Source organism: Burkholderia sp. LMU1-1-1.1 (assembly GCF_040675865.1).
Classification (GTDB): Bacteria; Pseudomonadota; Gammaproteobacteria; order Burkholderiales; family Burkholderiaceae_D; genus Rugamonas.
This window is the reverse complement of sequence record NZ_JBEGHG010000012.1, coordinates 308,782-322,696: the sequence shown is the minus strand read 5'-3', so window position 1 is coordinate 322,696 and position 13,915 is coordinate 308,782. Positions and strand designations below refer to the sequence as shown.

General features: G+C 52.1%; 7 protein-coding genes. 3 read left to right on the top strand and 4 right to left on the bottom strand.

Translation table 11 applies throughout. From position 1 onward, the window contains the following. Window positions 1-10 precede the first annotated feature (10 nt). From MRBLMU1_RS13300 to MRBLMU1_RS13285, 4 genes are all read right to left on the bottom strand, one after another. Window positions 11-2,128 carry a DUF4357 domain-containing protein gene (locus MRBLMU1_RS13300; protein ID WP_363502039.1) on the bottom strand — a complete coding sequence of 706 codons (2,118 nt, stop codon included), beginning with the start codon at window positions 2,126-2,128 and terminating at the stop codon, window positions 11-13. 121 nt (window positions 2,129-2,249) lie between these two features. Continuing rightward, entirely contained in the window at window positions 2,250-5,336 is a 3,087-nt protein-coding gene (locus MRBLMU1_RS13295; protein ID WP_363502037.1) for a type I restriction endonuclease subunit R, read from the bottom strand. An 11-nt stretch (window positions 5,337-5,347) separates the two neighbouring features. After that, window positions 5,348-6,592: a restriction endonuclease subunit S gene (locus tag MRBLMU1_RS13290; protein WP_363502035.1), complete on the bottom strand. Its 1,245-nt coding sequence runs from the start codon at window positions 6,590-6,592 to the stop codon at window positions 5,348-5,350. Beyond that, window positions 6,582-8,135, bottom strand: coding sequence for a type I restriction-modification system subunit M (locus MRBLMU1_RS13285; protein ID WP_363502033.1), 1,554 nt, complete (start codon window positions 8,133-8,135; stop codon window positions 6,582-6,584). The genes MRBLMU1_RS13290 and MRBLMU1_RS13285 overlap by 11 nt, the downstream gene beginning before the upstream one ends. Before the next feature lie 130 nt (window positions 8,136-8,265). On the opposite strand from MRBLMU1_RS13285, the gene MRBLMU1_RS13280 reads away from it, so the two are divergent. From MRBLMU1_RS13280 to MRBLMU1_RS13270, 3 genes are all read left to right on the top strand, one after another. Beyond that, complete coding sequence (locus tag MRBLMU1_RS13280) at window positions 8,266-10,173, top strand: ATP-dependent nuclease (protein WP_363502031.1); 1,908 nt, start codon at window positions 8,266-8,268, stop codon at window positions 10,171-10,173. 2 nt (window positions 10,174-10,175) lie between these two features. Beyond that, window positions 10,176-11,930, top strand: a complete 1,755-nt coding sequence (locus MRBLMU1_RS13275; RefSeq protein WP_363502029.1) for an ATP-dependent helicase — start codon at window positions 10,176-10,178, stop codon at window positions 11,928-11,930. A 355-nt stretch (window positions 11,931-12,285) separates the two neighbouring features. Continuing rightward, the gene (locus MRBLMU1_RS13270) at window positions 12,286-13,806 is read left to right on the top strand and encodes an AAA family ATPase (RefSeq protein WP_363502384.1); all 1,521 of its coding nucleotides are present in this window, start codon (window positions 12,286-12,288) and stop codon (window positions 13,804-13,806) included. The last annotated feature ends 109 nt before the right edge of the window (window positions 13,807-13,915 follow it).

Genomic DNA, 13,915 nt, shown 5'->3' with positions numbered 1-13,915 from the left:
CTAAACCCTCTTAATCCTCAGCACGACCGGTGGCTGGCTGATTCACAGGAAGGTTGTCCTGCCACGCAGCATAAGTGACGGAGGAGCCCTTCAAGCGCCATGTATTTCTACCATTATCAGTGCGTGCCAACACAGTGGCAGATGCGGCACTTGGGCTACTGAAGTCTACATCCCGAGTGAACTCCAGACTCTTGTCGTCGGAAGAAAGACTAAGAGCGCCCACCGTCAATAATTCATCACGCAGTTGCTGATAGGAGTGCGGTTGCCCTGTCCACTCCAGCCTAGCTTGCGAGCCAGCCAACACCGTAAACGCTTTGCCAGTTTCGCGCGCAATCGCACCTATACCGTGTTTAGTACTACTCAATTCGAAGAGCGCAACGTCACCAGCGGAAGCAAGGTCGACCAGCAGAGCCTCGGCAAGGTCCGCTCGACTCTTCCGACCATGAAGACGCCAGTGCGCCTCAAAAGTTTTCAAAATCTGGCTTTGGCGCTGCGCCATCACTTCCGCAGTCCAGGTGTCGTATTGCAGAACTTGAGTCGTAAGCGCGAACGAACAAACACCACCTTTGGTAAAGTAGGCCTTCTTTTTCTTCTCAAATTCGTAATTGCTGGCAGCGCTATTCTTCCTACGACTAAGCAAAGCGAGGTTCCCGAGACGATGCACCCAGTTCTGGTGAACCTGCACCTCAGGTACCCAACCCAACCATTGGCTATTCGGTGCAGGCTGTTGAGGCATCACATGCTCTATCGACACCGTGCCTTGTTGATAGCTGGCGCTGCCGTCAGACATCAAATGGTCAAGGCGCAATAGGATAATCGCTAACGCACGCGGCGAATGCGTCTCATAAAGCGGACCTTGTAACGCTGCATATGTCTGATACTGCTCCAGCGGCGTAAGTTGCAACGGCGAGCTGTTAGCAACCAAGTCTTCGCCACGTTCGATGGCGCCTGTCAACGCTGAGAATCGTTCAATACGCTCATTCACACCGCTCTTGCGGACCAACATCGAATACCCCAGCCGCTCTAAGTCGCGGAAGAAATTCAGCACGGCGTCCGGCTGTTGACGATACCGTACAAAGAATACTAACGCTGGAGAAACCCAGTCCTTGAACTCTAAGCGATTGAGCCATCGCAGATGTTCGTTTACCTGTTCCGCATGCTTATGGCTAGCATAATCGGCGTCACGTAGCTCACTAAAGGCCTGGGCCATAGGCAGCAAAATCTCATCTACAAACGATTGAGGTTGCTGTGCGGGCACCACGTGTTCCTTAAACTCCTTGAGCAGGGTACCTTGTGGCTTCGCCTTGCGATAGACCATGCGGATGTGGCTGAAAAGTTCACCGAACTCGTCTCGCCCCAAATCCTCTTCTTCGTCTTCCCATTTCTTCGTATATGCATCGCGCAGCCCAGGCTCAATACCTCCAATGATTTCGGCCTTGAGAATATCGGTCGCGCTCAGGTCAAGGCCGCGACTATTGAGCACCCCAAAAATACGGTAGGCTGAGTCCAGGTCTGGCGTCGCGACAGTCACCAAGTAGCAGCCGGTAATAATGAACTGCACGAGTCTCACCAGCTCGGACTGGGCCAATTTCGCCAGCCCCTCCATGAACACCTGGCCATTGACTCGCAAGCGAGACTGCGCATCAGGCAACGGAGTATTGAGTTCGATAAGTGCCTGCAAACCACCCTCGTGCTGGACGTACTCGCGGAAGAAGTCCCGGTCCCTCTCTCGCAGCAATAGCCGATAGCGCGCCGGTGTCGCCGAGACTACGTCGCCATGTTCATAGATACGTTTGGTTATACCGGTCTGCACATCTTTGACTTGCACGGTCGCGCGGACGGCGGATAGCAACAATGTAAGTGTGGTTAGCCTTTGCTGCCCGTCAACAACCGTGGATTCCGCCGACGCATCTTTTTTAATGAGCACAATGCTACCCAAAAAATATGGCGCTGCATCCTTGACGTTTGCCGGTGCGGTGGCCAACGCTGCAAGCAAGTCGTCCAAAAGCTCTTGGGCTTGGTCTCTTCCCCAAGAATATGGCCTCTGGTAGCCAGGAATTGTGAACGCAAAATCATCGCTGAAAATTTTATCGAGCGACTGTTCTTTGGCCGTAAGCGTTTGTGTCAATGGAACTCCTTGAAAATTTTGGCAGGGGGCTGGATATAGAATTTCAGGCGATGGAGAAAATCACGTCCCAGCACTATAAAGGTCGCAAAATTACGAATATCGAATTTGCGCTGCAATGAATTCATGCCCATGCTTCACCGAGCGCCTCGACCTGCTGCAAGATTAGCTCGACAGCCTTTTCCTGTTGGTCCGGCGGGTATTTGTACTTCCGGAGGATGCGCTTCACCATCAAGCGTAGTGTCGCGCGTACACTTTCGCGCGCGGACCAGTCGACCGAGATGTTCTGACGAAGGTTCTCAGTCAGCTCGTGCGCAATCTTCTTCAGTGTCTCGTCTGTAAGCTCGCGAACGGCGGACTCATTCGTCGCAAGCGCATCATAGAACTTAACCTCATCGTCAGTAAGACCCAACTGCTCTCCCCGACGAGCAGCTTCCCTGAATTTCTTGGCCATGTCGACCAGCTCTTGCATGACTTGGGCCGTTTCAATCGAGCGGTTTTGATAGCGGGTTACAACATTCGAAAGCAGTTCAGAAAACTTCTTTTCCTGAACTAGATTGCTGGCAAAGCGGCTCTTTATCTCACCTTCCAACAAGCGCTCCAAGAGCTCAACTGCCAGATTTTTCTCCGGCAGATTCTTAACCTGCGCCAGGAACTCATCGGACAGCAGACCGATGTTGGGTTTCTCTAGACCGACCGCATCGAAGATGTCAACGACACTGTCTGACACGACTGCTGAACTAATGATTTGCCGAATAGCCAGCTCCCGCTGTTCATCAGTTTTCTTCTGGGCGGTGATGTCTCTCTTGGTAAGAATGACTTTCACACCTTGGAGGAACGCCACCTCCTCACGCACCTCTTTAGCTTCGTCCAAAGTGCAGCACAGGGTAAACGCCTTACTCATGGCAAGAGCTACGTCGGCGAAACGCTTTTTACCATCCTTGATACCGAGAACATGGTTGGCTGCGCCTGCAAGTGCTTTATGGCCAGCGGTTAGGAAGGCCGTGTAATCGTACCCATGCAGCATCCCGCGTAAAATGTCCATCTTCTCCATCAACAGGCTGTAGGCTTCATGCGCGTCCACGGTCGGTTTGCCTCGACCATTTGACTGCGTATACTCCTTCATCGCGGCCTTCAGCTCATTGCCGATGCCGATATAGTCCACGACCAGTCCACCTTGCTTATCCTTGAACACCCGATTTACGCGGGCTATAGCCTGCATCAGGTTATGCCCCTTCATTGGTTTATCGACATACAGCGTATGGACGCAAGGCGCGTCAAAGCCGGTCAGCCACATGTCCCGCACGATGACCAGGCGTAAAGGGTCTGTAGGGTCTTTAAATCGCTTCTCAAGACGCTTTTTGACCTGACCGTTGTAGATGTGGGGACGTAGCAAAGCCTTGTCACTAGCCGAACCTGTCATAACCACCTTGATAGCCCCTTTTTCCGGGTCCGCATCATGCCAGCCCGGACGAAGCTTCACTATCTCGTCATAAAGATGAACGCAGATGTCACGGCTCATGGCTACCACCATGGCTTTCCCAGTTTGAGCTTTGCTGCGTTCTTCGAAGTGCGCTACCAAATCAGCTGCAACGCTAGTGACTCGAGGACCTGCGCCGACAACTTTTTCCAAGGCCGCCCAACGGCTCTTGAGCTTGGACTGCTCGCCCTCCTCTTCCTCCTCGGCGAGCTCATCCACCTCGTCGTCAATCAGCGGCAGGTCTTCGTCTTTAAGCCTGAGCTTAGCGAGACGCGACTCATAGTAGATGGCGACAGTGGCACCATCTTCCTTGGCCTGCTGCATGTCGTAGACCGAGATGTAGTCACCAAAGACCGCGCGCGTATCGCGGTCCTCACTGCTAACCGGAGTGCCGGTGAAGGCAACGAAGGTGGCATTTGGCAGTGCATCGCGCAGGTGCTGGGCATAACCCACCTGGTAGGTCTCCTGCCCAGGCTTGCCTTTGAGCTTTGCCTCAAAGCCGTATTGAGTCCGGTGGGCTTCATCGGCAATGACCACGATATTCGAACGCTCGGAGAGGATAGGAAAGACGTCCTCGTCCTCGCCTGGCATAAACTTTTGGATGGTGGCGAACACGATACCACCCGACGGCCGGTTTGCCAGCTTAGCCCGCAGGTCTTGCCGACTACTGACCTGCACAGGTTGTTCGCGCAACAGGTCCTGTGCTAGGCTGAATACACCGAAGAGCTGGCCGTCCAAGTCATTTCGGTCGGTGATGACAACGATGGTTGGATTCTCAAGCATTGGCTCTTGCATCACGCGAGCGGCGAAACAAGTCATGGTGATGCTCTTTCCGCTTCCCTGCGTATGCCAGACCACCCCGCCCTTATGGGAGCCACCGGGCCGCGATGCAGTGACCACTTGACCAATAGCGGAGCGCACCGCGTGAAACTGGTGGTAGCCCGCAATCTTTTTCACCAAACGGCCATCGTCTTCAAACAACACGAAGTAGCGTAGGTAGTCCAGCAAATACACTGGCGCCAGCACGCCACGAACCAAGGTTTGCAGTTCGTTAAATTCACCCAGAGGGTCCAGCGTCACGCCATCAATGGTACGCCAAGCCATGAAGCGTTCACCGCTCGCCGACAATGAGCCCAGCAGTGCTTCGGTACCATCCGAGATGACCAGCACCTCGTTGTACTGGAACACATCCGGGATTTGCTCTTTGTAAGTCTGAATCTGGTCGTACGCTTTCCAGATATTGGCATTCTGGTCAGACGGATTCTTCAGTTCGATGAACACCAATGGCAAACCGTTGACGAACAAGATGATGTCCGGGCGACGGGTGTGGTGTGGACCCTTGACAGAAAACTGATTGACCGCCAGCCACTCGTTGCGCTCAGGGTGTGCCCAGTCAATCAGACGAACGAAGTCCCCGCGTGTCTCACCTTCCTGTTGGTACTGGACCGGCACACCACCTACCAGCAACTTGTGGAAGTGCCGATTGGCCGAGAGCAGCGATGGAATACCGAGGTCTAAGACATGTTTTAGGGCATCCTCACATGCAGCAACCGGAATATCCTGATTGAGCCTTTGAATCGCTTCACGCAAACGGAATGCCAACTGAACTTGGCGATAGTCTATGCGCTCTGGTCGAACACCATCAAAGGCGATGTCGGGACCATAGAGATGGGTGTAGCCGACGTCTCGCAGCCAAGCCAGGGTTTCTTGTTCCAGTTGGTCTTCGGTCATGGTTTCTAGCCTCAGGCGGCAATAGCTTCGATTGGGGGTTCTACGTCGGAAAGGCGCAACTGGCCGAAAATCAAGCGCGGTAGCAGCGTGTCTCGGATGGTTACTAAAGATTGAACCGTTCGGTCGTTGTTAAACATCATGTCGTGAATTGCGGATACAACACTGTCGAAGTGAGAAAGCAATACATTATCGGGTTTGGGAACCCGCAATCGCTTCAAGTCTGCAACCGTTACATGCCCCAGTCCCGTTGTCTGTTTATTTCGAGCTAACTCAGCGAAGACCGGCCGTAAATGCTTAAGCGCCCTGAGCAAAAAAGACCGCTCGTGCTCCTCTCGTGGCAGTACTCGGAAGATATGCTGATTCAGCCACGCTTGTCCGTGAATCCACACGAATGTGTTAATTGAAGTATCCGGGTTGCCCGACCATGAGAACAATATGTCCCCGGTATTGATACGATACTTTTCGGGCATGACTACGTCTGAATAAGCTGTTTGGGAGGAAACTCCAGCCTTAAGCTCAGCAATTTTTATGATTGGCAGTCCCCGACGCTCTAAGTTTGGCGAAAACGCCTTGTATGCAGCTCCATTGATATATGTTGCTAAGTCATACAGAGGAACTAGCGACCACCCTCGTGGCACCAGCCCCAATTCCGACTCCTCAAAGCCATCTGGAAACAACGACGCCATGGCCTCATCCATGCCTTCAGGAATGCGGCCGTGTGTCTTGGCGCGCACAGGGTCAAAGTCGACAAACCAAGACTTGAACAGCGCCTGCGCGATTCCCTCAAGCGTAGCGTTGGTTTCACGCAGAAGGCTGATGCGGTCGTCGAGCACCCCAAGGAACGAAGCAATTTGTTCTTGTTCTTGAATTCCAGGCCATGATACTTCGATAGGGTGAACGTGATTTCGATTAAGGGTAGGGTTTGCAGAGCCGACGTCAAGCGAGCTTAGGATGCTGGCATGTGCACGGAAAAAATAATAGGTAAAAAGCTCGTTATTCCCATGAAAGTCCTTCACCCATAACGTTGTATCGTGCGGCCAATAATCCCCCTCAACAAAATGGACACTCCCAACAACGCCTTTCCGCCCCAAGACAACACCGGGACCTTTGACCATAGCCGTATCATGTCGGCTTGATATTCCGGCTGAAGAAATAACCGGAATAGGACCTTCTCGCTGAGCCGCCTTTGTAATGTCAAAACCACGCTGAAGCGTTGATTGGGAACCGATGGTGGTGCGAATCCACTCAGAACTCATACCCTAACCCTCCGAGCTTCTTGCGAATCAGTTGGTCAAGCTCCGCTCCGACGGCCATTTGTTCACCTAATTTCTCACTGAGCTTCTGCATCTTGGTGGCAAAATCTTCATCGGTGTCCTCGACCTCTTCCGCACCCACATATCGTCCAGGCGTGAGCACATGGCCGTGCGCGGCAATTTCGGACAGTTTGACGCTACGGCAGAAGCCCGCGACATCAAGGTACTCGCAGGCATCCGGCTCACCGCGCCAGGCGGCGACGACGCTCGCTATCCTTTCAATGACCTCGTCAGTCAACTCGGACTGCACACGGCTAATCATGGTGGCGACCTTGCGAGCGTCAATGAACAGCACCTCGCCCTTGCGGTGTGTCTTCTGCTTGACCAAGAACCAAAGGCAAGCTGGAATCTGCGTGTTGAAGAACAACTGACCCGGCAACGCCACCATCACTTCCACCACGTCAGCATCGACCATTGCCGCGCGAATGACGCCCTCATTGTTTTGACTGGAGCTCATGGAGCCATTGGCCAACACAATACCGGCTCGACCGTTTGGCTTGAGGTGGTACAGCATGTGCTGCAACCAAGCGTAGTTGGCGTTGCCTTGCGGTGGGTCGCCGTAAGCCCAGCGCGGGTCACCTGTCAGGCTGCCGTGCCACCAGTCGCTGATGTTGAAGGGAGGGTTGGCCAGAATGAAGTCGGCACGCAGGTCTGGGTGCTGATTGCGGGTAAAGGTGTCACCAGGCTCGCGGCCCAGATTGAAGTCAATGCCGCGAATGGCGAGGTTCATCGCAGCCAAGCGCCAAGTGGTCGGATTTGCCTCTTGCCCGTAAATGGAAACATCGCCCAGCTTGCCACCGTGGGCTTCAATGAATTTTTCGGACTGTACGAACATGCCGCCTGACCCGCAGCATGGGTCGTACACCTGACCGCTGTGAGGGCTAAGAATGGCAACCAGCGTTTTGACAATGCTGGCTGGAGTGTAGAACTGGCCGCCGCGCTTGCCTTCGGCGCTGGCGAACATACCCAGGAAGTACTGGTAGACTTGGCCGAGGATATCGCGGGCTGTGCTCGGATTGTCGCCAAAGCCGATGGTAGAGACTAAGTCAACCAGTTCGCCAAGCTTACCGTCAGGCAGTTGCGCGCGGGCGTAGCGCTTGTCCAGAATGCCTTTTAGCTTGGGGTTCTCCAGCTCAATCTGGGTCAGCGCATCATCGATACTCTTGCCAATATCGACTTGTTTCGCGGCACCACGCAATGCCTCCCAACGAGCCGACTCTGGCACCCAGAACACGTTCGTGGCTTTATAGTAGTCGCGGTCTTCTAACTCGTCCGCAACCAATTCGGCGTCAGAATCATGCAAGAAGTACTCGTCCGACTCGTCGGCAAACCGCTTGGCAAGTTCGACTCGCCGGGCGTCAAAAGTGTCAGAAATGTATTTCACGAAAATAAGGCCGAGCACGAGGTGCTTGTATTCGGCAGCGTCCATGTTGGCACGCAGCTTGTCAGCGGTGGCCCAAAGTGTTTTTTTGATATCGTCGAGCATCAGGAAGTCTGGCTATTTGGCAAAAAGCACATTATGACGGCAATTGTGTTCTGGGTGGAAATGTGGGCCCTAAGGACACGCGATGGAGGCTGTCCCCTTCTCCTCCTGCCTGAATCGCGCAACGAACACCATGTATTCCAGCAAGAAATTTCAAATTACACAATTCCTTCTTGATAACAAGCATGGTTTGAAAGTATCCTCAGCACTGGCACCAAATTCGGTGCGAGGAGACGCAGAGATGTATCTAGCTGACCTAACAATTTCGGGCTTTCGAAAGGTCCGTCATTTAAAGTTATCTTTTCAGCCAGGATTGAACATTATCGTGGGTGAAAATAACGCTGGCAAGACCGCAGTGGTTGATGGTCTGCGCGCTTTGTTGACTGCGACGGAAGAGGGTAACCTAAGGCTTGACGAAACTGACTTACATGTTAGCGGAGATGGGAATCGCTCCAACGAAATCGTCTTTTCATATGTGTTTAAAGGACTGTCGCCAGAAGACGAAGCGGACTTCGTTACTGCGCTAAAGCCGTCCGAGGTCGAGGGCAAATACGAAGCTCATTTCGGTATCAGGTATTCGACGTCGGCCTCCGGTCGCCTACGTCCGAAACGCTGGTGCGGTGCTCATGAAGAAAATTCTGTCAGCCCCGAGCTGCTGGAGGACTTGAGAGCAATTTATCTTCAGCCACTGCGTGACCCGGCTTCTGGCTTACGGCCGAGCCGAAGCAGTCAAATTGCGCGATTGCTTGCGCGTCTTTCGACGCCGTCAGAAAAGGAAGAAATCGTCAATTTGGTTCGCAGTTTTGAACAGGAACTCGAAGCTAAGGGCCCGGTTACAAAAACTAGCAAGGCGATTACGGCTCAACACAAAACAATGCTGGGCGAAGAACTGAGCCAAAGTTTGTCTGTTGGATTGACCGCGCCGGATTTTCAACGAATCGCCGCACGACTTAAGCTCAACGTTGACGAATTCGATGTCGAACAGAACGGACTCGGTTTCAATAATTTGATTTACATGGCCGTGGTGCTGAGTGAATTGGAAACCAATCCAGATGCACTTTATCGAGCACTCATCATTGAGGAACCGGAAGCACACCTTCATCCTCAACTTCAAGCTGTGCTACTCCAGTTTCTTCAGGAAAAGGAAAAAGTTAACCCTCACTCAATTATACAAAGCGAGGCCTCCGACATAGTCGGACTCGAGCTACCTGTTGATTCTGACTCCGACGCTTCTGTCTCCACTTGTGTTGCAGCAGTTCAAATCTTCGTAACTAGCCATTCGCCAAACTTTGCGAGCATCGCAAACCTAGACACTCTCTGCTGTATTCACCGGGGCACAGAAGGCGTACGCGCCTTCAGTCCTCGAAAGATTCAGTTCTCTCCTTTAGCAAAGAAAAGCAAACTTCAGCGCTATTTAGACGTAACTCGCGCAGAGCTCTTTTTTGCTCGAAGGGTCGTCTTGGTTGAAGGCACAGCTGAATTATTTCTGTTCCATGCCTTGGCACGTTGCGCGGGCTTTGACCTTAGGAAGCGCTCCGTAAGTTTGTTGAGTACCGAGGGCTTGAACTTTGACTGCTTTTTACCGCTTTTCGGTGAAAATGCACTCAACATTAAAGTGGCGCTAATAACTGATGGAGACCCAGCGTCTGATTGCTATCCAGAACTCGACGAACTGCCAAAAATGTCGAGTGCAGCACAGACTCTAGAGGCTCATAAGTCTGAGTCGGTCGGGATATTCATTGCCGCAAAAACCTTAGAATACGACTTGGCGCTGCACACGGAAAACCATGCGTTAATGCTTGCGGCACTAAAGGAACTCCACCCAACTATCGCGAGCAATCTGGAAGATGAACTGAAAAAAGCGGACCCTCGTGACAAAGCGAGAATCTTGTTCAATGGTATGTTCCAGCGAGAGAAGGGAACGAATGTGCTGAAAGGAAAGTACGCTCAGTCTCTTGCTGGCTTAGTGGGCAAGCAGAAGACTCAATTCAAGATTCCGCCGTATTTGCTCGCAGCCCTCGAATTCATCACTAGGGCGTAGATGTGGAGTACGCGCGTACAGAGGAACAAAAACTGGTATTGGAGGCTGAGCTTGTTCCGATGAAGGTCGTCGCCTGCGCCGGTAGCGGGAAGACAGCGACCGCAGTCCGACGCCTACTCGAGGTGCGCCAGCGAATGGCAGAGTCTAGGTCCTACGCCGTTCTACTTTCGTATTCGAATACGGCCGTCGACACTTTTAGAGAAGAATACGAAGAGGCTGCTAAAGCTTATAAAAATTTATCGAAACGCGTGTTGATTTGCACAGTCGATTCTTTTCTAACTACATATGTTTTGGCCCCGCACGCGCATCACGTTATGGGATGCAAAGTGCGCCCATTTCTAGTCCACGGTCGAGAACTTTTTCTTCGCAATTCTACATTCCAAGTTGTGGATGGGGACCGTCGAATGCGAATTGTTGACCTTGACGTTCGCCTTCTTTCAGGTGGAGAGCTACATTTCGTTAATCCTCAAACCCTTAAAAAATTTCCGTTCGATGGATGTAAAAAAGCCGCATTGTCTCTTGCAGCCACTGGAGCTTACAGTCACGCGTTGGGACGGCTCTGGGCAGTCCTAACTCTTCAGAGGACCAAAGGTTTATCGCCAATTTTAGCGAAAAAGTTTGCTCACATTCTGGTAGATGAAGCGCAAGACATTGGCTCACTTCATGGCAAAGCGCTGTTATTGCTACAGAGAGCGGGCAGTGTACTTACACTGGTCGGCGACCCACACCAAGCAATCTTCGAGTTTGCCGACTCAGACGGAAGCTTCTTGAGCAACTTCGCAATTCCCGGCCAGCAATTTGACCTAACGCTCACTGAGAACAGACGCTCAGTGAAGGAAATTGTGGACTTGGCAAACAAAGTGAGCGGTAGAAGCTCAACCCATATTCGTGTTCCACCAATCAGGCGGCATGGTGCGTTCTATTTAAAATACGACACAAAAAAGCTGCCCGAATTGATTGGCACATTTCTTCAAGTTCTTCGTAACAATGACTACAGGTTAAACGAAGCGGCGATTCTCACCCGTGGCAAATCACTGGCATTAAAAATTGGGGGAGGCAAGGAGAGCTTCGGAGCTGGCGCCACCAAACTTTTTGCTGAAGCTGCCGTTGCCAGAGACGTCAGAGGCGATATCTCAAAAGCGTTTAACCGCTCCGTAGACGCCTTCTTACGTTTGTTTAATCTGGACGATATTGGTCTACGAACCAACATTTTGAGCGGCGAACGAAGCCAACTATCACGTGCGCTCAGAGGCCACATTTGGAAATTTCTGAAGGATAGCGCGGCAGGCGTTCCAGACGCGAATACGCCAGCCGACCGATGGCATTCGACGCTGAAAGAGCGACTCATTATCGTCATACCTAAAATTGAAAATGAATGTGGTCTCACCTGTCCTAAAAGCTGGGTAAACAACCTCACAAAGCGAGACCTCGGGAAAGCACCATTGTACCAAGGGCGCATTATGGAATCTGACGACACAATACGCGTCTCAACCGTACACAAGGCAAAAGGTGAAGGCATCGCTGCCATTCTATATGTGACAACGGGGGAAAGCCTCGCTGGCGTTATTTCCGGCCCAGTAGATGAGGAAGGTAGGATTGGATATGTCGCGTTGACCCGTGCCAGAGACCTTCTCTTACTCGCCATACCTAAGCGTACCGATGAAGATTCTTTACGCGCGCTTGCAACCCTCGGATTCGTTGATGCTAGCAGCGCGATTACGAACATAGTGCAAAACAAGACGAGCAAAACAAAATGAGCGATGTGGTTTTTTCCCAATTACCGCTGCGGAAAAGCACGGCAGGAATTGTGGCCGAATTTGGCGCCCTAGTAGCCTGAAGACCGAGCTGATGAGGGCCTATCGCATAGCTTAAGATATCATTGAAAAAGCTGGAACAGAAAAATTCAAAGCGGTGACCGCGTCCGCACTACAGTACAGCGGACGATTTGCCGAATATCAACCGTGTGACCGGCATTAGGTCATCAAGTAAAAACGAACCAGGCGAATATGGAGGTTCTAGGGTTACTCCTATGAGCCGAGGCGGCGACGCTCGAAGCACTACAGAAAAAAGTGAACTTCATTCCCTTCCGGCCCCCTTACAAATACCAGCAGGATAGACAAAGATTCCAGGAAATATATGCCTCAGACCCAGCAGAAACTTCATTTTGCGAAAATAAAGAAGCTTAAGAACTTGGTTGAGCTTGATGAAATTCGCTTCGACGAGAAACCGTTGACGGCCATCTTGGGCCCCAATGGATGCGGCAAATCTACAATTCTCCATGCCTTGGCATGCAGCTACCGGCCGCTTGACGGCGGCACGCAACCCAATCACAAGTTCACACATTGGTTCACAGCAAATACTGATGCTAACTGGGCCGGTAGCGAGTTCAGCTTGGAGCATTCTTACCGCGACGCCGAACTTGCAACTCACACGCAGCGCTATCGAAAAGACGGTGACAGATGGGCTCCAAAGTACGAGCGACGCCCGCAACGCCATGTCGCGCTGATTGGAATAGCATCCTGCGTGCCGAAAATTGAAGAAGAGCGTTACACGTCAATAATTCGATACAACACCAACCATCACGCTGACGACGCATCAATAGTTATTCGCCGCCACATGAGCACCATTTTCAACAGAAGTTACGACGAATTAAACACTCATCAAGCCGGGCGGAAAAGGTACAACGGGCTGGCGCATGGAGGCACCCGATACTCCTCTCTCAGCATGGGCGCTGGCGAACAGCGAGTACTCAATTTGCTGACCCAAGTTTTCGGTTCGCCAAGATACGGCTTGGTTCTAATCGACGAAATCGACCTGCTGCTACACACCGAGGCATTGAAAAATCTAATCGCTATCCTTGCAGTCCGCGCCGCAGACAAGTCATTACAGATTATTTTTACCACCCATCGCGAAGTGGTGTTAGAGATGAATGACCGGGTCAGCATAAAACATCTCTTCCAAGCTCCGCACCGGACACTCTGCTTCAGCGACACGAAGCCAGACGCGCTACGTCGTTTAACCGGTCATCAATTACGCCCGCTGGAGATTTTCGTGGAGGACCCCGTCGCAACCGCAATCGTGGAATACGAACTGTCCGCCTTAGGGATGAAGCGGCACACCTCCGTTACCACCTATGGGGCTGCCATAAATCTCTTCACTGTAGCCGCTGGCTTATCACTCACTGGAATGAACGAATTTCCTAACACGCTATTTCTTCAAGACGGCGATGTCTACGTTTCAGAGGAGGAACGCAAGGCCCGCCTTGATGCCGTATTGACAGGGACAGAACCTGCCACGGTTGTTCGCAAGCACGTAATATCCGCTGCAATAGCGAAATTTACTGCCGCTGACTTTGCGAGTCCGGAGGTCTGCTTGCACCGCATGATTATTGGGCTGAACCCGGAACAGAACGAAACTGCCAGGGAGATAATTCTAATTTCGCGCGGAATCGTTGCAGTCGCGGACAACCACAGTTTTACTCACCAAGTCATCGAAATCTTGGACATGGGGGAACAAGCCGGAAATGCAAAAATCGTAGCCACAGCCGCGTTATCGGACCAGTGGGCAATCTATACCGGCGAGCTTCGCGCATGGCTACAAGCGAGGCGTGCCGACGTTCTCGAAGCTCATTGACAGCAGGTCGCAAGGTTTACCTCACACCATTGCGCGCTCGTTGTTCAAATGCACGGCGCCCTGGTCAGCTCACCAGTCAGCACGCGTACATCTCGGGATAAAAGCTAGG